The 22,606-nt window shown below is 68.2% G+C and carries 23 protein-coding genes; 13 read left to right on the forward strand and 10 right to left on the reverse strand.

What is annotated here, in order from left to right; translation table 11 throughout:
- The first annotated feature begins 29 nt into the window (after window positions 1-29).
- The 3 genes from KV396_RS08320 to KV396_RS08330 all read left to right on the forward strand — a co-directional run bounded on the left by KV396_RS08320 (window position 30) and on the right by KV396_RS08330 (window position 1,687).
- Window positions 30-326, forward strand: coding sequence for a hypothetical protein (locus tag KV396_RS08320; protein ID WP_247957504.1), 297 nt, complete (start codon window positions 30-32; stop codon window positions 324-326).
- A 72-nt stretch (window positions 327-398) separates the two neighbouring features.
- On the forward strand, window positions 399-872 hold the full coding sequence (locus KV396_RS08325; RefSeq protein WP_247957505.1) for a MerR family transcriptional regulator: 474 nt from the start codon (window positions 399-401) through the stop codon (window positions 870-872).
- Window positions 869-1,687 carry an SDR family oxidoreductase gene (locus KV396_RS08330; RefSeq protein ID WP_247957506.1) on the forward strand — a complete coding sequence of 273 codons (819 nt, stop codon included), beginning with the start codon at window positions 869-871 and terminating at the stop codon, window positions 1,685-1,687. Before KV396_RS08325 ends, KV396_RS08330 begins: the two co-directional genes overlap by 4 nt.
- 77 nt (window positions 1,688-1,764) lie before the next feature.
- On the opposite strand, the gene KV396_RS08335 is transcribed toward KV396_RS08330, so the two are convergent.
- Window positions 1,765-2,334 carry a sugar O-acetyltransferase gene (locus tag KV396_RS08335; RefSeq protein ID WP_247957507.1) on the reverse strand — a complete coding sequence of 190 codons (570 nt, stop codon included), beginning with the start codon at window positions 2,332-2,334 and terminating at the stop codon, window positions 1,765-1,767.
- 182 nt (window positions 2,335-2,516) lie between these two features.
- Between KV396_RS08335 and KV396_RS08340 the strand changes: the two genes are divergently transcribed.
- Window positions 2,517-3,467, forward strand: coding sequence for a manganese catalase family protein (locus KV396_RS08340; protein ID WP_247957508.1), 951 nt, complete (start codon window positions 2,517-2,519; stop codon window positions 3,465-3,467).
- Here KV396_RS08340 and KV396_RS08345 read toward each other — a convergent pair whose 3' ends face one another.
- Window positions 3,468-4,391, reverse strand: a complete 924-nt coding sequence (locus tag KV396_RS08345; RefSeq protein ID WP_247957509.1) for a LysR substrate-binding domain-containing protein — start codon at window positions 4,389-4,391, stop codon at window positions 3,468-3,470. It lies immediately after the preceding gene.
- A 46-nt stretch (window positions 4,392-4,437) separates the two neighbouring features.
- Here KV396_RS08345 and KV396_RS08350 point away from each other — a divergent pair, with 46 nt between their 5' ends.
- Together KV396_RS08350 and KV396_RS08355 are read left to right on the forward strand one after the other, a co-directional pair.
- The gene (locus KV396_RS08350; RefSeq protein ID WP_247957510.1) at window positions 4,438-5,382 is read left to right on the forward strand and encodes a DMT family transporter; all 945 of its coding nucleotides are present in this window, start codon (window positions 4,438-4,440) and stop codon (window positions 5,380-5,382) included.
- Between the two features lie 16 nt (window positions 5,383-5,398).
- Window positions 5,399-6,319, forward strand: a complete 921-nt coding sequence (locus tag KV396_RS08355) for a ketopantoate reductase family protein (protein WP_247957511.1) — start codon at window positions 5,399-5,401, stop codon at window positions 6,317-6,319.
- 37 nt (window positions 6,320-6,356) lie between these two features.
- Here the strand turns inward: KV396_RS08355 and KV396_RS08360 are convergent, their stop codons facing one another.
- Window positions 6,357-6,719 (reverse strand): UBP-type zinc finger domain-containing protein, encoded by a 363-nt coding sequence (locus KV396_RS08360; protein ID WP_247957512.1) that lies wholly within the window; start codon window positions 6,717-6,719, stop codon window positions 6,357-6,359.
- Window positions 6,720-6,797: 78 nt separating this feature from the next.
- On the opposite strand from KV396_RS08360, the gene KV396_RS08365 reads away from it, so the two are divergent.
- The 5 genes from KV396_RS08365 to KV396_RS08385 all read left to right on the forward strand — a co-directional run bounded on the left by KV396_RS08365 (window position 6,798) and on the right by KV396_RS08385 (window position 11,379).
- Window positions 6,798-7,124, forward strand: coding sequence for a low molecular weight protein tyrosine phosphatase family protein (locus tag KV396_RS08365; protein ID WP_247957513.1), 327 nt, complete (start codon window positions 6,798-6,800; stop codon window positions 7,122-7,124).
- Between the two features lie 79 nt (window positions 7,125-7,203).
- On the forward strand, window positions 7,204-7,533 hold the full coding sequence (locus KV396_RS08370) for a hypothetical protein (protein WP_247957514.1): 330 nt from the start codon (window positions 7,204-7,206) through the stop codon (window positions 7,531-7,533).
- 255 nt (window positions 7,534-7,788) lie between these two features.
- Window positions 7,789-8,709: a DUF3800 domain-containing protein gene (locus KV396_RS08375; protein WP_247957515.1), complete on the forward strand. Its 921-nt coding sequence runs from the start codon at window positions 7,789-7,791 to the stop codon at window positions 8,707-8,709.
- Between the two features lie 150 nt (window positions 8,710-8,859).
- On the forward strand, window positions 8,860-10,362 hold the full coding sequence (locus KV396_RS08380) for a SulP family inorganic anion transporter (RefSeq protein WP_247633112.1): 1,503 nt from the start codon (window positions 8,860-8,862) through the stop codon (window positions 10,360-10,362).
- A 63-nt stretch (window positions 10,363-10,425) separates the two neighbouring features.
- Window positions 10,426-11,379, forward strand: coding sequence for an ATP-grasp domain-containing protein (locus tag KV396_RS08385; RefSeq protein ID WP_247957516.1), 954 nt, complete (start codon window positions 10,426-10,428; stop codon window positions 11,377-11,379).
- A gap of 208 nt (window positions 11,380-11,587) precedes the next feature.
- Here KV396_RS08385 and KV396_RS08390 read toward each other — a convergent pair whose 3' ends face one another.
- From KV396_RS08390 to KV396_RS08420, 7 genes are all read right to left on the reverse strand, one after another.
- Window positions 11,588-12,415, reverse strand: a complete 828-nt coding sequence (locus tag KV396_RS08390) for a carbohydrate ABC transporter permease (protein WP_247957517.1) — start codon at window positions 12,413-12,415, stop codon at window positions 11,588-11,590.
- A complete protein-coding gene (locus KV396_RS08395) occupies window positions 12,412-13,359 on the reverse strand; it encodes a carbohydrate ABC transporter permease (RefSeq protein WP_247957518.1) in 948 nt (315 codons plus the stop codon). The genes KV396_RS08390 and KV396_RS08395 overlap by 4 nt, the downstream gene beginning before the upstream one ends.
- A complete protein-coding gene (locus KV396_RS08400) occupies window positions 13,359-14,606 on the reverse strand; it encodes a sugar ABC transporter substrate-binding protein (protein WP_247957519.1) in 1,248 nt (415 codons plus the stop codon). Before KV396_RS08400 ends, KV396_RS08395 begins: the two co-directional genes overlap by 1 nt.
- Window positions 14,607-14,872: 266 nt before the next feature.
- On the reverse strand, window positions 14,873-16,240 hold the full coding sequence (locus KV396_RS08405; protein WP_247957520.1) for an NtaA/DmoA family FMN-dependent monooxygenase: 1,368 nt from the start codon (window positions 16,238-16,240) through the stop codon (window positions 14,873-14,875).
- Window positions 16,237-17,571 (reverse strand): amidohydrolase family protein, encoded by a 1,335-nt coding sequence (locus tag KV396_RS08410; RefSeq protein WP_247957521.1) that lies wholly within the window; start codon window positions 17,569-17,571, stop codon window positions 16,237-16,239. The genes KV396_RS08405 and KV396_RS08410 overlap by 4 nt, the downstream gene beginning before the upstream one ends.
- A gap of 33 nt (window positions 17,572-17,604) precedes the next feature.
- Entirely contained in the window at window positions 17,605-18,864 is a 1,260-nt protein-coding gene (locus tag KV396_RS08415; protein ID WP_247957522.1) for an adenosylhomocysteinase, read from the reverse strand.
- Window positions 18,861-19,856 carry a hypothetical protein gene (locus KV396_RS08420; RefSeq protein WP_247957523.1) on the reverse strand — a complete coding sequence of 332 codons (996 nt, stop codon included), beginning with the start codon at window positions 19,854-19,856 and terminating at the stop codon, window positions 18,861-18,863. The genes KV396_RS08415 and KV396_RS08420 overlap by 4 nt, the downstream gene beginning before the upstream one ends.
- Window positions 19,857-19,956: 100 nt before the next feature.
- Here KV396_RS08420 and KV396_RS08425 point away from each other — a divergent pair, with 100 nt between their 5' ends.
- The gene (locus KV396_RS08425) at window positions 19,957-21,339 is read left to right on the forward strand and encodes an O-acetylhomoserine aminocarboxypropyltransferase/cysteine synthase family protein (RefSeq protein ID WP_247957524.1); all 1,383 of its coding nucleotides are present in this window, start codon (window positions 19,957-19,959) and stop codon (window positions 21,337-21,339) included.
- The gene (locus KV396_RS08430) at window positions 21,336-22,544 is read left to right on the forward strand and encodes an acyl-CoA dehydrogenase family protein (protein ID WP_247957525.1); all 1,209 of its coding nucleotides are present in this window, start codon (window positions 21,336-21,338) and stop codon (window positions 22,542-22,544) included. The genes KV396_RS08425 and KV396_RS08430 overlap by 4 nt, the downstream gene beginning before the upstream one ends.
- Window positions 22,545-22,606 lie beyond the last annotated feature (62 nt).

A 22,606-nucleotide genomic window follows, 5' to 3' on the forward strand; every position in this document is an offset into this window, starting at 1 on the left:
TCGGGTCGGCGCGGGCGTATCGTGCCCGGATGGACGGCATGCGCACGATGGAGAGAACAGAGATCCTGATCGACGGCGTCAGCGCATACCTCGCCCAGGAACAAGACCTCGACGTGCTCCTGCGGCAGATCGAGACGGCCGCGAGCGGACCCGCGGTGTTCGTCGAATTCGTCGTCGTGGGGAATCGGCGGGTGAAGGTTCTCATCACCCCGAGCTCCCGCGTCGTGATCTCCACCGAGACGGTGCAGCACGACCCCCGTGACACGGGGAACGACGCCTTTCCCTACGGGGGTCTTTACGACTTCGACCCCGAGCCGCTCGGCTGACCCTGGCCCGAGCGATCGGAACAGAACTGCTTGACCTAGAGTGCTCTAGGTTTCGAGACTGGGTGCATGACCATGATCGCGCCCGCGTCAGACTCTCCCCACATCACGATGAAGGAGATGGTTCTGCGCTCCGGGCTGAGTGAGCACACACTGCGGTACTACGAGCGCATCGGGTTGCTCGGCCGTATCGCGCGCGATAGGTCGAGTCGGCATCGGTATTACAGCGAGAGCGACGCGGTCAAGGTCGTCACGCTGGCCTGCCTGCGCGCCACGGGGATGTCGATCGAACAGATGCGTCGATACGTGTCGCAGAACGACGCGGGCGTTTCTGCCGCAGCGGACCAGATCGCGCTCTTCGATCAGCATCGAGAGTTCTTGCAGCGTCAGATCACCCGTGCGCAGCACCAGCTGGAGTACCTCGACGGGAAGGTCGCCTACTGGAACGCGCTCTCCCGCGGCGATGGGGAATCGGCGTCGAAGATCGGCTGGAAGAACTTCGAGATGGCCCTCGAGATCAACAACGAAATGAAGGAGGAACAGGCATGAAGACCTGGCTCATCACAGGGACGTCCAAGGGCTTCGGCCGGGTGTGGGCAGAAGCGGCGTTGGAGCGGGGAGACCAGGTGGTCGCCACAGCGCGCAATCTCGACAGCATCGCTCCGCTGACCCAGGCATACCCCGACACCGCGCTCGCCCTCGCCCTCGATGTCACCGACCAGGATGCCGTTCTCGCGGCAGTGCGCCAGGCGAAGGAGCGGTTCGGGCGCATCGATGTGCTCATCAACAATGCCGGCTACGGCCTGTTCGGTGCCGTCGAGGAGATCAGCCCCGAGCAAGCTCGAGCTCAGTTCGAGACGAACGTGTTCGGTGCGTTGTGGGTCACGCAAGCCGTGCTGCCGCTGATGCGTGAACAGGGCTCGGGTCACATCATCCAGATCTCTTCCATCGGTGGGGTGAACGCGTTCCCGTACCTGGGCATCTACCACGCGAGCAAGTGGGCGCTGGAAGGGTTCAGTCAGACCCTCGCCCAGGAGGTTGCGGGCTTCGGGATCACGGTGACTCTGGTCGAGCCGGGTGGATACAGCACTGACTGGGGCACCGCGTCTGCGGACTTCGCCGAGCCGATCGACGCGTATCAGCCGCTGCGCGAGGGTCTCGCGAAGACGCGCGCCAACAGTGCCAACGGTTCCGGCGACCCGGAGGCGACAGGCCCGGCCATGCTGGAGCTGGCGGACATGGAACAGCCGCCGTTGCGGATCTTCTTCGGAAAGGGCCTCAACGCGCTCATCCATGGCGAGTACCAGAAGCGACTCGACGAGTGGGATGCACACAACGCGCTCTCCGAACGGGCTCACGGCTGAGCTCGCGACGTCGCGTCGAGGGCCCGTCTCGTCATCGAGCGGGTCCTCGATCGCGTGGGGGGGGGTGTGTCGCCGGATCACTCGCCGATGGTGCGGACGAGTCGGGCGGGGGAGCCGAGGGCGATCGTCCCGGCGGGCACGTCTTTCGTGACGATGGAGCCTGCGCCGACGACGGCATCGTCGCCGATGGTGACGCCGGGGAGTACGGTGACGTTCGCGCCCAGCCACACGTTGCGCCCGATGGTGACGGGAGCGGGGAGGAGGTCGGCGCGTCGGCGGGGGTCGATGCCGTGCTGCAGTGTGGCGATCGCCACGTTGTGACCGATGAGGCTGTCGTCGCCGATCGTGATCCCGCCCTGATCCTGAAAGCGGCACCCGGAGTTGATGAAGACCCGCTTGCCGATCGAGATGTTCTTGCCGAAGTCCGCGGTGAACGGCGGGAACAGCGTGACCGTGTCATCGACGGGTGTGCCGATCAGCGCGCCCAGGAGTTCTCGCACACGGTTGGGCTCGTGGTATCCGGTGTTGAGTTCGCCGGCGATGCGGAGCGCCTCCTGGCTCGTCTCGTGCATCACCGCGTGGCCGGGTGATCCGCCGGGGATGGTCTCCCCGGCGTTCAGGAGGGTGAGGAGGTCGGTGAGGTTCATGCGACCCACCATAGGTCGGCGCGGCCGGATGAGGGATGCCCTGTCGGTACACGCTCCGATGGGGCGACCTCGCGATGAGGGGGCATGGTACGTCGTGCCGGGGCATCCGTCGAGGGGCGCGGTGAAGTCGCCGCGGGGGCGCACGGTGAGCACCACACCCACAGAGCCGACGGAGGCGCACAATGTATTTCCACGTGCAGGAGTTCATCAACGAGATCGCCGCGGACGAGCCGGATCCCGCAGCGGCGAACGCGCTGCAGGAGGGGCTCGGCGGTCAGTTCGGCGAGATGCGCACCATGATGCAGTACCTGTTCCAGAGCATCAACTTCCGCGGCCCCGACGGCAAGCCGTACAAGGACCTCATCCAGGGCATCGGCACCGAGGAGATCAGCCACGTCGAACTGATCGGCACCACGATCTCCCGGCTCCTCGACGGTTCGCCGAAGTACCAGGGCAAGCCGACCGACCCGGTGGATCAGCCCGGTGCGGGCGGCGCGACGCCGCTGAGCATCGCCGTCGACACCAGCAATATCCACCACTATCTCGTCGGGGCGCAGGGCGCGCTACCGGTGGATGCCGTCGGCAACCCGTGGTCGGGGAGCTACGTGTACAACTCGGGCAATCTCGTGCTCGACCTGCTCTACAACCTGATGCTCGAGTCGACCGGGCGGCTGCAGAAATGCCGGCTGTACGAGATGACCGACAACAAGACCGCCCGCACCACGATCTCGTACCTCATCGTGCGCGACCAGGCGCACGAGAACGCCTACGCGAAGGCGCTCGAGACCCTCGGTGTGAACTGGCGCACGTCGCTGCCGATCCCGAAGACGAACGCCGAGCAGTTCCCCGAGGTGAAGAAGCTCCTCGACCTCGGTCTGCAGAGCAAGAACTACTCGTTCGACCTCACGGCGCAGTCCGAGGCCGGCAAGATCTTCCAGGGCGCATCGCCGTCGAACGACGGCACCGAGCTCGACGCGAGCGAGCAGGCGCCCGAGGGCTTCCCGATGACCATCTCGCCGGAGCGTCCCGAGGAGTTCTCACCGGGCGCCGACGACGAGCTGCGCAAGCTCATCGAGGCGACCGCGGCGATGGAGATGGCCGACATCGATGCGACGTTCGGGCGGATGACGTAACTAAGAGGGAAGACGTCGACTCGAAAGCCAGTCGGTGGATGCTTGCTCGAGCAGGGCCGCGAGGTTGGCGAGTCCGGGGTCGGCGCGATCGGAGGCGCGCGTGACGAGGTGGATGCTGCGGGTGACGGGTGCGTCGAGTTCGAGCAGCTTGACGCCGGCGGGCGTCGCGGCGACGGTAAGGGCGGGGACGAGAGCCACCCCCACTCCGGCAGCGACGAGCTCGAGCTGCACGGCGAAGTCCATCGACTCAGCGACGATCCGCGGACGGAAGCCGGCGAGGCCGCAGGCACGTTCCATCATGTCGAAGCACGATACGTCTGATGTGGGCGCGATCCACGCCGCGGACGCGTAGTCGGAGAGCGTGGCAGTGGCCGCCGCTGAGTGCGCTGGGGCGCTCACTGCCAGCCACACGGGTTCGCTGCCGAGGAATCGGACGTCCACACTGCTCGGAAGATCGCGGGGCACGTTGGAGTAGGAGTGCACCACGGCGAGGTCGACGTCTCCGGCGGCGAGCGCACTGATGGAAACGCTGGGCTCGGCCGTCGTGAGGTGAACATCCAATGCGGAACCGGCATCCGACAACAGTGTTCGATACGCGTCGGCAACAAGGGTTCGCGCGGCGGAGGGGAAGGCGGACAGCGTGTAGCGCCCCACAGTTCCCGCTCTCAGAGCATCCACCTCGAGTTCCGCGAGTGAGAGCCGACCCAGGATGTCGTGCCCGTGGTTCGCGAGTGCTGAACCCGCGGCGGTCAACGTCAGCCGGCGTCCCTGTCGGCGGGTCAGCGCGATCCCCAGCTCCTTCTCGAGAGCGGTGATCTGCATGGAGACGCCCGGTGCGCTGAGGTGAACTTCCTCGGCGACGGCCGCGATCGTGCCGAGGCGTTGCAGAGCGGCGAGCAGTCGAAGCTTGCGAACATCAATCATTTTATTAGTAAGTCTTGTTTAGGTTACTAGTCACAGATCGTCAGTAGTGCTTAACGTGCGATTTTGGCACGCTGACAGCATGAGAGTCAACAGAGCACTCCTCGCGGGACTACTCGTCGTCGTTCTCTGGGCGTCGGCGTTCCCGGCGATCCGAGTTGCCGCGCCCGCGCTGGGCGTCATCGGGCTGTCGTTCGCACGGTTGGCAGTAGCTGCGGTCGCTCTTCTGATCGTCGCGGTGGTTGTGAAGGCGCGATTTCCGAGGCGCGAGGATCTCGGCTGGATCGCGGCATGCGGATTCTTCGGCATGGCCGTGTACCAGCTGCTGTTGAACTGGGGGGAGCTCTACGTCCCTGCGGGCACAGCGAGCATCATCGTCGCGGCGGCGCCGCTCGTTTCCGTCGTGGTCGCCCGTGTTCTGTTCTCCGAACGAATCTCGCCCGTCACGGTCGTCGGCAGCGTCATCGCTCTCGCCGGAGTAGCCCTCGTGTGTCTTGCGCGTGCAGGCGTATCTCTCTCCGCTGCGGTCTGGATCGTCGTCGCCGCGATGGTCGTGCAGGGCATCTATCATCCTTTGCAGCGTCCGTTGCTGAAGAGGTACACCAGTATCGAGGTCGCTTGTTACGCGATGATCGCCGGCACGATCATGACGCTTCCCCTCGTGCCGTTCGATATCGACGCGCTTCTCACGGGGGGACTCGCGCCGTGGCTTGCGGCGATCTATCTCGGTCTGCTGCCGTCCGCGGCGGGGTTCGTCCTCTGGGCCTATGCCGTCGCCCGGATGCCTGTTGCCGTGTCGACATCCCTTCTGTACCTGGTACCTCCCGTCGCGGTGCTCATCGCCTGGGTGTGGCTCGGTGAGCTGCCCATCCTGTCCGAGTTGCTGGGGGGCTTGGTCGTCGTCGCGGGAGTGATCACCATCTCCCAGGTGCCGCGGATACTTGCACGTACGAAAGCCCGTCGAGAAGTCCGCGGCTCGATCGCGGCCGAATAAGGAAAGCAGAACACGCATGCGCATCCTCATCGTGGGCGCCGGAGCAGTGGGTGGGTATTTCGGATCCCAGCTCATCGCCGCGGGCGCCGATGTCACCTTCCTCGTCCGCCCTGCCAAGGCGGAACAGCTCTTCGCCACAGGCCTTGTCATCATCGACCCGGAGGGCCGCCGAGAAACCACGCATGTGACGACAGTGACCGCCGACAGCCTCGGAGTCGGGTGGGACCTCATTCTCCTGGCGGTGAAGGCCACGGCGCTCGACGGTGCGCTCGCCGACATCTCCCCCGCCGTCACGCGCGACACCGCGATCCTCCCCTTCCTCAACGGAATCGACCACCTCGAAACTCTGAGTACCCGATTCGGGCGTCAACACGTGCTCGGTGGTGTGGCCGTCGTTGCGGCGGAACTCACGGAACACGAAGAGATCGCGCTTCTCGCACCCGGCGCGTCCATCGGGTTCGGAGAGCTCGACGGCCACATGACGGACCGAGTCTCACGCATCGCGAATTCGTTCGCCCCCGCGGCGCTCGAGTCATCCGTGTCTGACTCGATCATTCAGGACATGTGGGAGAAGTGGCATTTCATGGCTGCGGGAGGTGCCGCCACGACACTGCTCGGAGGCTCCGTCGGCCAGATCGTCAGCACTCCCGGTGGACTCCAGTCGATCGAACGCATCATCGACGAGGCATCCGCCATCCAACAGGCGGAGGGTCATTCCCCCCGCGCGGCCGCGCTCTCCCGAACACGGGCAATCCTCACCCAACCCGGATCAGGGTTCACCACGTCGATGTACCGCGACTTCGCCGCACACCGTCGCACTGAGGGAGAAACCATCCTCGGCAGCCTTCTTTTCCGCGGAGCGGAACACCAAATCGCCACGCCACTGCTGGAAGCGGCAACGGTCAAGCTGCGCATCTTCGACGCGATCCACGCGTAGCGCAACCACCAACTCCGGAGATGCTCGGCGCTCCCCCTCAGCGTCCACCGCCGTTGAGAATGTCCATCCAGTCGGCGGGAAGCCGGTCGCTCGGACCGGGAACGGCCTGTGATTCGGGATGGCTCGTCGGTGCGGCGAGCGACGGGCCATCGAAAGCGGCCTCGTCACGGAAGTCCCAGAACCAGTCCTCCCCGGGTTCGAAACTCTGCATCACGGAGTGGCCGGTCTCCTGCCAGTGCTTCGTCGCGTGCGTGTTCGGGGAGTCGTCGCAGCATCCGATGTGTCCGCATGCGGCGCACCGTCGCAGGTGAACCCACCACGAGCCGGTCTCATCGCATTCCACGCACCCCGTACCGCTGGGAGGCACTGTCACGTCGATCATCTCGGGATCTGTCGTCATGCCGCCATCATCGCGGTTCCCTCGCCGCTTGGACAGGCCCTCCTGGGGCCACCACCGACGGAGCCGTAACCTGGCTGAGTGAATGTGCTCTTCGTGTGCAGCCGCAATCGGCTCCGCAGTCCGACGGCGGAGAACGTCTTCCGTGACTGGCCGGGCATCCGCGTCGCCTCCGCAGGCCTCAAGGCCGACGCCGAAGAGCGCCTCACGCCCGATGACCTCGACTGGGCGGACCTCGTGCTGGTGATGGAGAAACGGCACAAGAGCGAGATCAGTAGACGGTACATGCCGCACCTGCGGGATGTGCGGATCGTCGTGCTCGGCATCCCCGATGACTTCGAATTCATGGACCCGCAGTTGGTCGACCTTCTTCAGCGCAAGGTCCCTCCGCACCTTCGAGGGCGCTGAGGGTTCGTGTCGAGGCACTGCTAGGTTCGGAGCTTCAGGGGAGAGGAACGGGCATGACCGCACCCGAACATGATGTCTGATGCGTGACGTCAAGGTCGGCGGGATGAACACAGCCGACGAGTTTGCAAGGCCGGCGAAGCCGCTGGGCGCGCTCGCCTGGAGCGCACTGGTCCTGTCGTTGCTGTCCTTGCCGTCACTTATGCCCTACGGATGGCTCGACCCCGTGGGCGCTCTGATGCTCATGCGCGTCGGCGTCATCGCCCTCATCCTGAGCGTCATCGCGACCATCCGGAGATCGCGGCCGCGCGGGGTCGCGATCTCCGCCCTCGTGATCAGTGGCCTGTTCGTGCTGGTCGTCGTTCTTGCTGCAGGGCCGCTCGGGTTCCTGCGTCTCCTGATCGCCTTCTGACTCGGACTAGTCTCCGACAGGGGGGCGATGGACCGCCGCGCATCTTCGAAGGATCCCTGGGGAGGCTTGGTCAGCGGACTCGTGGCCGCGTCCCGGGTCGAACGCAGCGCCGATGCTGTGAACCTCACGTTTACACATTCGCTTCGCGCGAGTAGACTTTCTATCGGTAGCTAGGGATGAAATAGTTCCCCGAGCGCCGATCCGAGGAACCCACGCTTAGGCGTGGGTTTCTGCGTTGTAGGAGATACTAGTCGCGTGTTTCTGGCCTACATCGACGAGATCGGCGAGACCGGTGCGTTCATCAGCAGTGACCACGCCCGATTCAACACGAGTCCAGCGTTCGGCTATGCGGGCTTCGTGATCCCTGCGGACAAGGCGCGACTCTTCGGAGCCAAGTTCAACTTCGTCAAGCGTGGTCTCTTCAAATCGGAGATCGCCGCAGCCGCGCATCCTGGGCGGTGGGAGCGTAAAGGTGCGAGCATCTTTCGCCGGGACACCCATCAGACGTTTCCCAATCAGATTCGAGCGTTTAATGGCCTCGTGGAACAGCTGCGGTCTCTCGGTGGACACATCTTCTTCTACGCAAACGAGAAGCCGCTCGGCACGCCCGGGCAGACGAAGCTCGACACGACAGCTCGCGAGACCGCGGCCATGCAAGAGACCCTCAATCGCATTGCTCGCCACGCAGACAACGCACAGTCCAACGTCATGGTCGTGATCGATCAGATCAACGAGAAGACGCGCGCTGAACGGTTGCCAGTGATGTACAGCCATATCCTCGGTCGCGCTTCGGACCATCCTGAGATGAGACGCATCATCGAGCCCCCGATGCACGTCGACAGCGCCTTGAGCTCGAACATTCAGTTCGCCGACTGGATTGCCGCTTGCCTCACGCGCGCTATCCACTTCCACCTCATCGAGGACTCCCCATTTGGCTGGGTGACCCACCGAAACCGCGGAGGGCTTCTACCGGCCCTCCATGGGGGATTCACACTTGAGTCGAAGCTCCACCTTCAGAGCCATCGAACTGTGAAGGATCTCAATAACTCCGACATCGTGCGTGCGAAGCGACCGCTCTACCCGATAGGGAGTGGCAACCGAATCGGGTCGGCGATTACACCCGAGGCGCAGCGCCGTCTTCAAGCGATCGCCCAGATCCGAGCCGCCCAGAAATAGCTGTCGTGCGTTACTCGACGTCGGACAAGTCGCGAGTCGAGCGACTGCTCCGTGGCGGATGAACCGCTGAACCCGCCCGGTCTCCGAACCAAGCCCCCTCTCCCCGCGGCATAGAGTGGATCGGCCCCATCACCCCCCTCTGGAGCATCCGTGACCTCCGTCGACGACCGCGCGCGCTATCGCGCGAATCCCTCCGTGCTCACCGCGCTGAAGAGTCCTCGTTTGCTGACGCGCGAGGTGCTCGCCGGTCTCGTCGTCGGCCTCGCACTGATCCCCGAGGCGATCTCGTTCTCGGTGATCGCCGGCGTCGACCCGGCCGTCGGTCTGTTCTCGTCGTTCATCATGGCGATCGCGATCTCGTTCCTCGGCGGACGCCCCGCCATGATCACCGCCGCGACCGGAGCCGTCGCCCTCGTGATCGCACCCGTCGCCCCGACGTACGGCATGGACTACTTCATCGCCACCGTCATCCTCGCCGGCGTCTTCCAGGTGCTCATGGCCGTGCTCGGCGTCGCGAAGCTCATGCGCTTCATCCCCCGCAGCGTCATGACCGGATTCGTGAACGCGCTCGCGATCTTCGTGTTCAGCGCCCAGGTGCCGCAGCTCATCGGGGTGCCGTGGCTGGTGTATCCGCTCGTCGCCCTCGGCATCCTCGTCATGATCTTCATGCCCAAGATCACCAAGCTGGTGCCGGCGCCCCTCGTGTCGGTCGTCATCGTGACCGCCGTCGTGCTGGTGTTCGCGATCAACGTGCCCACCGTGGGTGACCAGGGCGCTCTGCCGCGCAGCCTCCCCGAACTCTTCATCCCGAACGTGCCGTTCACGTGGGAGACGTTCACGATCATCGCGCCGTACGCGCTCGGCGTCGCACTCGTCGGACTCATGGAGTCGCTGATGACCGCGAAGCTCGTCGACGAGATCACCGACACCCACTCCCGCAAGACCCGCGAGGCCTGGGCGCAGGGCGCGGCGAACATGCTGTCGGGCATCTTCGGCGGCATGGGCGGCTGCGCCGTCATCGGCCAGACCATGATCAACGTGCGCTCCGGCGCCCGCACGCGCATCTCGACGTTCTTCGCCGGCGTCTTCCTCTTCTTGCTCGTGGTCGTGTTCGGCGACTTCGTCTCGACCATCCCGATGGCCGCACTCGTCGCCGTCATGATCATGATCTCGATCAGCGCGTTCGACTGGCACAGCATCCGTCCGTCGACCCTCAAGCGGATGCCGAAGAGCGAGACGTTCGTCATGATCGTCACCGTCGTCGCCGTGGTGCTCACCCACAACCTCGCGGTCGGGGTCGTGGCGGGGGTGATCACGGCATCCGTCCTGTTCGTGCGCCGGGTGGCGCACGTCGTCTCGGTCACCCGCACCGTCTCGGACGACGGCGAGGTCGCGACCTACGTGGTCGACGGGGCGCTGTTCTTCGCGTCGAGCAACGACCTCACCACGATGTTCGAGTACGCCGCCGACCCCGCACGGGTGGTCATCGACCTGTCCCGATCGCACGTCTGGGATGCCTCGACCGTCGCCGCGCTCGACGCGATCGAGACGAAGTACGCGCGGCACGGCACGTCCGTCGAACTCGTCGGGCTGAACGAGGCGAGCGGTGCGTTCCACGGACGACTGACGGGGCAGCTCGGCGGCGAGGGGTAGCGCGCATTACGCTGCATCACGGCGACCGGCCCTCGGGGCTCCGGGGTGATTTAGCGTGAGGGTATGACTGCAGAGCCCCGCGTGTACGTGATCCACGAGAACGCCGAATGGTTCCCGCCGTTCGCCGCGGCCTTCGAGGCCGAAGGCGTGCCCGCGCAGGAATGGCTGCTCACCGACGGGTCGATCGACCTCAATGCCGAACCGCCCGCGGGCGTGTTCTGGTCGCGGCTGAGCGCCTCGGCGCACACGCGCGACCACGGCGACTCGAAGGAGTTCGGCCGTGCCGTGCTGCGGTGGCTCGAAGCATCCGGTCGCACCGTCGTGAACGGCAGCCCCGTGCTCGAGCTCGAGGTCAGCAAGGCCGCCCAGCACGCCGCACTGCAGCGCGCCGGCATCGAGGTGCCGCGCACCATCGCCGTCTTCGGCACCGCCGCGCTCAAGGAGCGCGCCCGCGAGTTCACCGCCCCCTTCATCAGCAAGCACAACCAGGGCGGCAAGGGTCTCGGCGTGCGCCGCCACGACAGCCACGACGAGTTCGACGCCTGGGTCGACGGCCCCGAGTTCGAGGCCTCGCCCGACGGCATCACGCTGCTGCAGGAGAACCTCTTCGCCGCCGCCCCGTTCGTCACCCGGGTCGAGTTCGCCGGAGGGGAGTTCGTCTACGCCGTGCGCGTCGACACCAGCGCCGGCAGCTTCGAGCTGTGCCCGGCCGAGGCGTGCGCGCTGCCCGGCGCCGACGGCGTCGAGCCCGAGCCGCTGTTCCGCATTCGCGAGGAGATCACGGCGCAGCATCCGCTCGTGCAGCAGTACCTCGCGTTCTTGAAGGACGCCGGCATCACGGTCGCGGGCATCGAGTTCATCGAGACCGTCGACGGCCGCTTCGTCACCTACGACGTGAACACGAACACGAACTACAACCCCGACGTCGAGGCCACCGCCGCCGTCTCGGGCCCGCGCACGATCGCGAGTTTCCTCGGCGGACTGCTCGCTCGCGACACCGCGCCGGTCGGAGTCTGACGCCTCGCGCGTTCATAACTCCTGAGAATCGGGCCCTTAAGCCTGCGAAAGCCCCCGGAACCCGCGTTCCGGGGGCTTTCTTCCGGAGTTGTGCACCGGGAACTCCGTACCTAACTCAGGACAAACCGCCTCGAAGTCGCCAGAATGCCCCCGATTCCGCGGATTCGGGGGCATTCTTCCTGAGTTAGTGCCACGTGCCGCCGACGCGCTACCGCCCGCTGCCGGCGATGACGCCCTCCTTCACGTACCGCTGAGCGGCGAGAACCAGCACGAGCGCCGGGAGGCTCGCGATGAGGGATGCCCCCATCGTCGCCGCCCACGTGTTCATGTTCGAGTTCGCGAGCGCGTAGATGAACACGGTCACGGGATACATGTCGGTCTTCGTGACGAGGGTGAGGCCGAACAGCAGATCACCCCAGGCGAAGAGGAACGTGAACACCCCGGCCGTGATGATCGCGTTGCGCGACAGCGGCACGACCACACGCCACAGCGACCCGACCGGTCCGAGTCCGTCGAGGGTGGAGGCCTCGATGACCTCGGTGTCGAGGCGCAGCATGAACGAACGCAGCAGGATGATCGCGAACGGGATGCCGGCGGTCGCATTCGCGAGGATCAGCCCGATGTAGCTGTTCAGCGCGCCCCACGTGTTGAACATCGCGTAGAAGGAGTTCGCGAGCACGATGCTCGGGATCATCTGCGCGAGGAGCAGGATCACGAGCCCGAGGCTCACCGCCCGCGACCGCAGCCGACTGAGCGAGTAGGCGGCGGGCACCGCGATGACGAGGGTCAGCAGCACCGATCCGATCGCGGTGATCAGGCTGACGCGCAGGCCGTCGAGGCCGCCGTCCTCGAACGCCGTCACGTACCCGTCGAGGGCCGGGGCGGTCGGGAACCACGCGGTGTCGGTGGAGTTGGCATCGGGCTGGAGGGATGCCGAGATCATCCAGTAGATGGGGAACAGGTAGACGATGAGGATCGAGACCGTGAGCACGGTCCAGAACCAGCCGCGGCTGCGGCGGGGAGTGCGTGTGTTCATCGCTCGGCACGCTCCTGTCGGGCGGAGAGCCACGTGTAGACGGCGGCGAAGCCGAGGCTGATGACGAGCAGCAGCATGCCGTAGGCGCCCGCGTGCCCGAACTCGAACAGGCTGAACGCCGAGCGGTACGAGAGCACGCCGAGGGTCATGGTGCTGTTGGCGGGGCCGCCCTGGGTGAGCGCGAGCACGAGGTCGACGATCAGCAGGTTGAAGACGACGCTCATGACGACGAGCACCGAGATCACGGGCCAGATGCTGGGGATGATGATGTGCCACAGGCGCTTGAACGCCCCGGCCCCGTCGAGGGATGCCGCTTCGAGGTGCTCGACCGGCACCTGCTTGAGGGCCGCGGCGAGGATCGTCGACCAGTACGGCAGGCTCGCCCACACGGTCACGATGATCACGGCGGCGAGGGCGGTGGCGGGATCGGCGAGCCAGGCGTTGCCGGGCAGGCCGAGGAACCCGAGGATGTCGTTGATCGCCCCGTCTCCCGCGAGCAGCGACTTCCAGATCGTCGCGACGACGACGGCCGGCAGCAGCCAGGGGATGAGGATGAGCGCGGGCAACCAGCGGCTGCCCGGGAAGCGCCGCGTGAACAGCAGCGCGAGCGCGAGGCCGATCACGAGCTCGGAGATCACGGCGACGACCGTGATGGTGAGGGTGTTCACGATCGCGATACCGGTGGCATCCGCGCGGAAGATGTCGATGAAGTTCTGGAACCCGACGAACGGCGCCTCGCCGGTGATGAAGGTGCCGGTCGTGAAGTCGGTCGTGCTCATGAACACGCCGTACCCGAGCGGGAACAGGAAGAACGCGGCGAAGAACAGGATCGCGGGCACCAGGAAGGCCCACAGCTCGAGGTTCCGTCGCCGCACCAGGGTCAGGCCGAAGCGGCCGGAGACACGAGTCCCCGGCCGCTTCGGCGCTGTGGCAGCGGCTGTCATCAACCCTGGTCGGCCTTGCTCAGCGCTTCCTCGGCGCTCACGCCGTTGACGGTCGCGTTCTGCAGCGCGTCGACGTACTTCGCCTGCAGGGCGCTCCACTCGGTTCCGAGCGTCGCCGGGTTGAAGGCGTTCGCGACGGGGGTGACGAAGGCCTCGGCGGCCGGGACCTCGGCGACGAAGGCATCCTGGGCCGACGTCAGCGCCGGGACGTACCCGCCCTGCACCGCGGTGTCGACCTGGTTCTCCTCCGAGGCGCGGCACTCGATCAGAGCGGCCGCCGCCTTCTCGCGCTTCTCGTCGCCCTGCACCGGCACGGTGTAGGCGTAGCCGAGGAGTCCGACGCTGCTCTCGTCGGCGCTGGTCGCGGCCGGCACCGAGAACGTGCCGTACTCGAAGTCGAGGCTCGTGTCGACGAGGTTCCAGGGGCCCGAAACCGTGATCGCGGCCTTGCCGGACTTCCACTGGTCGATGCCGTCCCAGCCCCAGTTGACGAACTCCTTCGAGAGGCTGCCGTCGTCGACGAGGGTCTTGTAGAGGTCGACCGCCGCGACCGCGCCGTCACTGGTGAGGTCGGCCGGGTCGCCGCCCGCGCTCAGCAGGAACGGCAGGAAGTACGACGACGTCGAGCCGTCGCCCGCGATGCCGGGCAGCGCGATGCCGTAGTGGTCGGCGGTGGTCGTGGCCTTGGCGGCGGCGATGAGCTCGTCGAAGGTGGTGGGCAGCTCGGTGATGCCCGCCTCTTCGAAGTACGCCTTGTTGTAGAAGACCGAGTAATCCTCGACCTGCGTGGGCAGACCGTAGAGGGTGTCCTCGTATTCGCCGAGGGCGGCGACCGGCTCGGCGAGACCGTCGGTCGTGAGGCCGAGGGTGTCGAGGTCGGAGAGCACTCCTTGCGCTGCGAGCGTCGGCAGCTGGGTGTCGGTGTTGACGAGGGCGATGTCGGGCAGCGACTTCGAGCTCGCCGCCTGGAGCAGGCTGGTCGTGTAGTCGCCCGAGAGGGTCTGGGCGTCGATCGTGATGCCGAGGTCAGCGGCGCACTTCTCGAAGTACTCCTTCTGCAGCGTCTGGTACGGGTCGAAGTCGATGCTGCTCCACGACGTCAGCTCGACGCCCTCGAAGTCATCGGCGTCACCGGAGGAGCTCGACGGGGCGGGCGAACCGGTGCAACCGGCGAGGAGGACGACGGAGGCGACTCCGGCGGCGGCCGACAGCGCGACCCGGGTGGCGCGCGTGCGAGAGGTGCTCATGAGGGTGCGGGATCCTTAGCTCGACCGGGCTGTGACCGATCGTCGGGAGAAGGTCGGGCGGATGCCCGTGGCATGAGTCTCTCGGACGTGGGGGCATGCGGTCACGGGTTCGGAAACACGGCGAAATGATGTGACGCAGATCGTCATTCCCGCGAAATCTGCGCGTTACGCAGGGGCGGTTTCGGGACGCTTCGACAGGCTCAGCGACCCAGTTTCCGAGACTGGGTCCCTGAGCTTGTCGAAGGGCCCCACCCCGCGAAACCCCCTCAGCGCCGCCGAGCCCCCGCGGGGTGGTCGGCGCCGAGCCGGTCCGCGCCGTCGGTGCGCAGGCGCGAGCGCAGCGTTCCTTCCGACGGGCGTCCGCCGAACAGCCCCCGCTCGCGCAGCCGGGGCGCGAGCAGCGTCGAGAAGTCGTCGAGCGACCCCGGCGACAGGTACTGGTGCAGCAGGAATCCGTCGACCCCCGACTCCTCGACGAACTCCTCGATGTTCGCGGCGACCTCGTCGGGAGTGCCGATGAACCGGTCGTCGGCGAAGGCGGTCACCGAGGCGAAGCGGCCTCGCACGTCGCCCGCGGTGAGGGGCGGAGCATCCGATCGGGTCTCCTTCGTCTGCGTGTGATTCGTCGACTGCTTCACGATGGGCTCGTCGTCGGCGTAGGCGGCGAAGTCGATCCCGCTCCAGCCGGCGTACGCGGCGAGCTGGGCGTCGGCGTTGTAGTGCGACTGATAGGCGTCGAGCTTCTGCTGCACCTCGATGCGGGTGGGCGCGAGCACCGGGTTCATCCCGACGACGGCGCGGATCTGCTCGGGGTCGCGGCCCAGCTCGGCGGCGCGGGCGCGGATGCCGGAGAGCCCCTCCCGAATGGCCTGCGGGTCGGAGTCGCCGACGAAGATCAGCTCGGCGTGCCGAGCGGCGAACTCACGCCCGCGCGGTGACCAACCGGCCTGGATCAGGTAGGGCGTGCGCTGCGGCGACGGCGGGCTCACGTGCGGACCGGCCACGCGGAAGTGCGCGCCCTCGTGATCGACGCGGAGCACCTTCGACGGGTCGGCGAAGCGCCGCAGCTCGCGACTGCCGACGTAGGCGTCGTCGTCCCAGCTGCGCTCCCACAGGTCGTAGACGACCTCGAGGAACTCGTCTGCCCGGTCGTAGCGACTGTCGTGCGCGAGCACGTCGAGGCCGAAGTTCGCGGCTGCTCCCGGCAGGTACGAGGTGACGATGTTCCAGGCGATGCGCCCGGCGGTGAGGTGGTCGAGCGTGCTGAAGCGGCGGGCGTGGGCGAACGGATGCTCGTACGTCGTCGAGACCGTCGCCCCGAACGCGATGCGCTCGGTGACCGCTGCGAGAGCGGGGATGTGCAGGAGCGGGTCGTGCGCGGGAAGCTCGACCCCCCACTCGAGCGCGGTCGCGGGGCCGCCGCCGAGCGTGTCGTACATGCCGAGCACGTCGCCGAAGAAGAACAGGTCGAACTCGGCCTCTTCGGCGCGACGGGCGAGGTCGATCCAGTAGCGCAGGTCGAGTGCGCCGAGGCGCCGGTCGTCGGGGTGGGTCCACAGGCTCACGGCCCCGGACCCGTTGCCGACGCACGCCTGCTCGTACAGGCCGAAGAAGAGGGGCTTCGTGTCGGTCATGCGCGGGCTCCCTCGAACGCGCTCCCTGAGCCCGTCGACGGGCCGCGCCCCACGGAACCCGCCTCCCACAGCATCCGTCCGTCGACCACCGTGCCGAGCGCCTCGGGCGCGCTCTCGACGATCTCGGCGAGCGCGTCGCGCGGGTCGGCGGATGCCGTCGCGAACACCGCGAGGTCGGCCCGGGCGCCCTCGATCAGGGTGCCCGCCGGTGCGGGCCCGTCGGCGAGTCCGAGGGCGCGGGCGCCACCGGCCGTCGCCGCGTGCAGCAGCCGGGAGTGCAGATCGTCGGCCGAGTACCCCTGGGCGCGGGCGAGCCGGTGCAGTTCGGCGACGTCGTCGAGCACCCGCAGCGAGGGCGAGGACGACAGCGAGTCGGTGCCCACTCCGATCGGATTGCCCTCGGTGAGGTACGCGGCGATGGGCGGGGCATCCAGTCCGATGACGGCGTTCGAGCGCGGACACAGCGCGACCGACACCCCGCGTTCGCGCAACAGGGCGCGGTCGGCGGCGTCGACGTAGATGCCGTGCGCCAGGTGCGAGTGCGGCGTGAGCACGCCGACCGTGTCGAGGTAGTGCACGACGCCGTTGCCCGACCCGTTACCCGAGAGCAGCTGCATGTCGGAGTGGCCGAGGCCGCGCCAGCGCTCGGCGAGGGGTCCGGTGCCGAAGCGGGCGAACTCGTCTTCGGATGCCGACTCGGCGGCGTGGATGTGCAGACGCACGCCGTGCGCCTCGGCGAGCCGCTGCAGTTCGCGGAACACATCGGTGTCGAGCGAGTAGATCGCGTGCGGCGAGAGGCCGGTCGCGGGAGGAGAGGGGAGCGCGTCGAGTTGGGCGAGCACGCGCTCGGGGCCGTCGTGCTGCCAGGCCGCGCGCTTCCAGCCGAACACCTCCCAGAACACGACTCCGTGCAGCCCGGCGTCGTGCACCGCGCGCCCCGCCTCGGGGTCGGTGACGATCTCGGCGACGGCGGTCGTGCCCGACTCGATAGACAGGCGCACGCCCTCGGCGGCCGACGCCGCCCAGTCGTGCTCGACGCGGTAGCCCTTCTCGAACGCGAGCGCCCAGGTCTCGAAGCTCGGGTACTGCCCCCGGCCCACCGCTGCCATGTCGGTGTACTGCAGGTGCGTGTGGGCGTTGACGAGTCCGGGCGTGAGGGCGCCGTCCCATTCGCGGCGCTCGCCGATCGCGTCGCCGAGCTCGGCGGTGAGGGCGTCGTGCGCGCCGATCGCGACGATGCGTCCGTCGCGCACGGCGACCGCGCCATCGGCGATCGGGGGTGCGGCGACGGGCAGCACGGTACGCGCGCGGTGGAGGGTGATGTCGCTCATGGTCGTCTCTCGGGTGTGCGGGTCGGGTCGGGTTCAGGGGGTGACGTCGCGGGGGCGCCACGAGGTCAGATAGTCGCTCTGCGCGGACGAGACGGCATCCAGTCCGCCGCCGAAGGCGCCGAGCGCCAGCGCCGCCACGCGATCGTCGGCGCTGCGGGGCAGGATGTGCACCGCGGGCGTGAGGGTGCCGCGCCCGGCCAGCAGGTGGTCGACGGCCGAGAGCTGCACCCCGAACGACAGGTCCATGACCTGGATCGGATTGCCCTCGGCGGCGCTCACGTTGATGCAGTGGCCGTCGTCGAGCACGCGGATGCTGCGCCCGTTCGCGAGCCGCAGCACCGACACCGCGCCGCGACGCGACGTCTCGACGGCGCCGGCGTCGAGGGCCGCGAGCAGCGAGATCTCCTGGAAAGCCCCACCGCCGACCGCGACCGCGGCGCCCTCGGGCAGCCGCTCGAGGTGCTCGACCGCGACGGTGTGTGCGATGCCGGTCGTGGAGATGAGCACATCGGCGTGCGCCGCGGCATCCGCCAACGGCTCGACGGCGTACCCGGCGAACGCCGCCTGCAGAGCGGCCACCGGATCGACCTCGGAGACGGTGACGCGCGCGCCGAGGGCGGCGGCGTGGCGGGCGACGCCGCTGCCGACGCGTCCGAAGCCGACGACCACCACGTCGCTGCCGGCCCACGACTGGTCGAGCAGATCGGCGACCGCCAGCACCACCGACTGGCCGGTGCCGTGCGCGTTGTCGAACAGCGACTTGGTGCGGGCGTCGTTCGCGGCGACGATCGGGATGCGCAGCGCTCCCTCGCGCTCCATCGTGCGCAGCGGGCGCACGCCGCTCGTGGTCTGCTCGGTCGCGCCGGCCATCGAACCCAGGATGCCGGGGCGCTCGGTGTGCGCGAGACGGATGGTCGCGGCACCGTCGTCGACGATCACCTCGGGGTGGTGGTCGAGCAGGGCGAGGACGTTGTCGCGGTCCTCGGCATCGGTCGCCCCGCGGTGCGCGTAGGTCGGGATGCCGGCGTGCACGAGCGCTGCGGCCACCGCGTCGTCGGTGTCGCGCCCGACGCACGAGACGGCGACGTCGGCACCGGCCTCGGCGAGCAGCAGCGCGACGGTCGCGGTCTTCGGCTCGAGCACGTCGGAGACGGCGATGCGGATTCCGTGCACCCGCCCGCTCTCGCGCAGCTCGGCCGCGAGAGCCGTCGTCGCGGGCATGAACTGCCGAGCCCACGCGATGCGTTCGGTGCCCTCGCGCCAGAGGGTCGGATCGGCGATGCGGCCGGTCATGCGAGCACCAGCTCGGCGAGGCGGGTGTCGGCCAGTGCTGCGGGGCGGGGCCCTTCGACAGGCTCAGGGACCCAGTCTCCAGGGGTGTCCGCCGCACCTGGGTCGCTGAGCTCCGCACCTGGGTCGCTGAGCCTGACGAAGCGTCCCCCGCCCTCACTCGGGAGGAGATCCACGTTCGGGAGGACGATATCGCCGGATCGATCCTCCGTAGCGTCGATCTCCTCCCGAGCGGCGGATGCCGAGGCAGCGGCGGATGCCGAGGCCCGGGCCGTGAGGATCGACAGGGCGACGAGCGCGTCGGCGAGGAGGCTCGACTGCCCGAGCGTCTCGAACACCCCCGGGGCCTCGACGACCCAGGTGCCTTCTCCGACGCGGGTGACGAATGGACGAACCGTGTCGCCTGCCGACGGCACCAGGCCGTTCGCATCCACGGACGCGTCTATCAGCACCCCGGTCACGGATGCCGGGTCGACGGGGGAGTGTCCCTCGCCGGTCGCCAGCACGAGGTCGGCCACGGGCCACGGCTCGTCGACCGTGCGGGAACCGGCGAGGTGCGCGCGGAGGCGCACGACCGGATCGGCGATCCCGCGGATCACCCGGGTGCCGCCGACGGTGAGCGTGGCGGCGAGACGATCGGCGAGCGGGCCGTCGCCGATCACGAGAGCGGATGCCGCGGGCAGCACGAGATTCGTGCGCCGGGCGAGCGCCCGCACGATCTGCTCGGCGCGCGCGTGCGCGAAGATCGCCGCGAAGGCGGGCAGGTCGCGGGGGTCGGGTGCAGCGGCATCCGACACGACATCGACGCCGAAAGCCGCGCGCGCGTCATCCGCCACCTGCTCCGGCAACGCCGCGAACCGCCACGACACGGCGGCGGGCGCATCGCCCGGCTCAGCGAAAGGCGCCGGGAAGGCGGATGCCGCGGCCGTCGCCCACCGGAATCCCCGGGGCGTCTCGGCATCCGTCGACGGGGTGCAGGAGGGGGCATCGGTCACGGTCGCGACGCTATCCGTTCGCCGTCGCGCGCCGCCGGTCTGTGACCTCTCATGACGCGCAGGCGAGCGCCGCGGGCGCGCGTTGTCTAGCGTCGGGGCAATGAGCGAAGGCATCCGTCCCGAATCCGTCCCGCACGAAGTGCTCGAACCGGTGTACGACTGGACGGGCTTCGGCTTCGACACCCGCCAGATCCACGCGGGGGAGTTCGACGAACCCGCCCACGGGTCGCGCATCGCGCCGATCTACCTGAGTGCGGCGTTCCGCTTCGACTCGTTCGACGAGAGCACGCGCCGCTTCGGGGGCGAGGACGGGCAGATCTACTCGCGCAACCTCAACCCCACGAACGAGGTCGCCGAGCGTCGCATCGCCGCACTCGAGGGCGGCGTCGGGGCCATCGTGGTGTCGTCCGGGCAGGCGGCGATCAGCGCCGCGATCCTGTCGATCGTCGGCAACGGCGACCGGTTCGTCTCGACCGCGAGCATCTACAGCGGCACGCGCATCCTCTTCGGTCGCTCGTTCGCCCGCTTCGGCGTCGGCGTCGACTACGTGCAGGATCCGACCGACGAGGCCGAGTGGGAGGCTGCGATCGGCCCCGACACCAAGGCGATCTTCACCGAGACCATCCCGAACCCGAAGAACGACGTGGTCGACATCGCGGCGGTCGCCCGCATCGCCGAGCGCCACGGCATCCCGCTCATCGTCGACAACACGATCGGCACGCCCTACCTCGTGCGCCCGCTCGAACTGGGCGCGCACATCGTGGTGCACTCGGGCACCAAGTTCCTCACCGGCCACGGTGCAGCGATCTCGGGCATCGTCGTCGACGGCGGCACCTTCGACTGGGCCGGCAGCCCGCGCGACTACCCCGGCATCACCGACGCGCCGGCGCCCGGCGTGCCGAGCGCCCTCGAGACCTACGGCCCCCGCGCCTACGAGTACTTCGTGCGCGGCGGCATCGTGAACGATCTCGGTCCGGCGCTCTCGCCGTTCCACGCGTTCCTGCTGCAGCAGGGCATCGAGACCCTGTCGCTGCGCATGGAGAGGCACGTGTCGAACTCCCGCGCGATCGCCGAGTTCCTCGCCCAGCACCCTGCGGTCGAGTACGTCGACTACGCCGGTCTCCCGGGGCATCCGCAGCACGAGATCGCCCAGCGCACCCTCGACGGCCGCAGCGGATCGGTGTTCGCCGTCACCGTGCGCGGCGGGCGGGCAGGCGCCGAGATCTTCATCGACAGCCTGCGGGTGTTCAGCCGCATGACCAACATCGGCGATGTGCGCTCGATGGTGCTGCACCCGGCCACCACCACCCACCTCTCGTTCACGCCCGAACTGCGGGCCCAGCTCGGTATCGACGAGGGGCTCGTGCGGCTGTCGGTCGGCATCGAGACGGTCGCCGACCTGATCGCCGACCTCGATTCGGCGCTCGCCGCGGTGAGCGCGTACCTTTCCGGCGATCCGGATGCCGCGGAGGTCGCACCGTGACCGCCCGCAGCCAGTGGACCGGGGTCGCGACCCGCGAGGAGAACGCGCACTGGCGCTCCGTCGCGCAGGCGGTGGCCGCGGAGCTCGCGGTCGACGTGCTCGCCCGCGAACGCGCCGGCGCCGTGCCGCGCGCCGAGTCGGCACTGCTGCAGCGCTCGGGACTCACGACCCTGCTCGACCCGGCACCGCTGGGCGGCGGGGGAGGCCACTGGTCATCGGCCTTCCTCGCGGTGCGCGAGATCGCCCGGGTGGATGCCGGCATCGCGCAGTTGCTGGGCTACCACTACGCCAACTCGGCCACGATCGCCCTGGTCGCGAGCGCCGAGGAGCGCGACGACTGGTACCGCCGGTCGATCGAGGGCACGTGGCTCTGGGGCGACTCGGTCAACCCGGTCGATCCGACGCTCTCACTCACCCCCGACGGAGACGGGTTCCGGCTGGCGGGGGTCAAGCGCTTCTCGACGGGATCGTCGGTGGGCGATGTGATCCTCGTGAACGCGGTGGTCGATTCGGGTCCGGACGAGGGGCGCTTCGCCTTCCTCGTGCTCCCGGCGGGGCATCCGGGTGTCGAGGTGCAGGACGACTGGGACTTCCTCGGTCAGCGCCTCTCGGCCAGCAACTCGGTGCGGTTCACGGATGCTCCGGTCGGCCCCGAGCACCTGCTCGGCTTCGGCACCGACGAGTGGTTCCAGGCGCTGCTCACGCCCGCCGTGCAACTGCTCTTCGGCAACCTGTACCTCGGCATCGCGCAGGGCGCGCTCGACCAGGCGCGCGAACTCACCAACGCGCGGCCGAACGCGTGGTTCCTGAGCGGCGCCGAGCGGTACCGCGACGACCCCTTCGTGCAGCGCCTCTACGGCGAGCTCGTCGCGCAGGTCGCCGCGGTCGAGGCGCTCGCCGATCGAGTGAACGAGGAGTACGACGCGGTCGTCGCGCGCGGGGCCAAGGTCGACGAGCAGGCCCGCGGCGACATCGCGATCCGCGTCGCGCAGCTCAAGGTCGTCTCGAGCGAGACGGCGACCGACGTCGCCCACCGGGTGTTCGAGGCCACCGGGTCGAGCTCCACCGCCTCCAAGATCGGCCTCGACGCGCACTGGCGCAACATCCGCACGCACTCGCTGCACGATCCCATCGACTACAAGAAGCTCGAGGTCGGCGCCGACTTCCTCCTCGGCATCCGTCAGCCCCTGTCCCTCTACACCTGACCTTTCTCCGGTCCCTGAGCGAGGCCCTTCGTGTCGCTGCGCTCCCTCAGGAACCGCGGCGC

Origin of the sequence: Microbacterium galbinum (assembly GCF_023101185.1) — a bacterium.
GTDB classification, from domain to species: Bacteria; Actinomycetota; Actinomycetes; order Actinomycetales; family Microbacteriaceae; genus Microbacterium; species Microbacterium galbinum.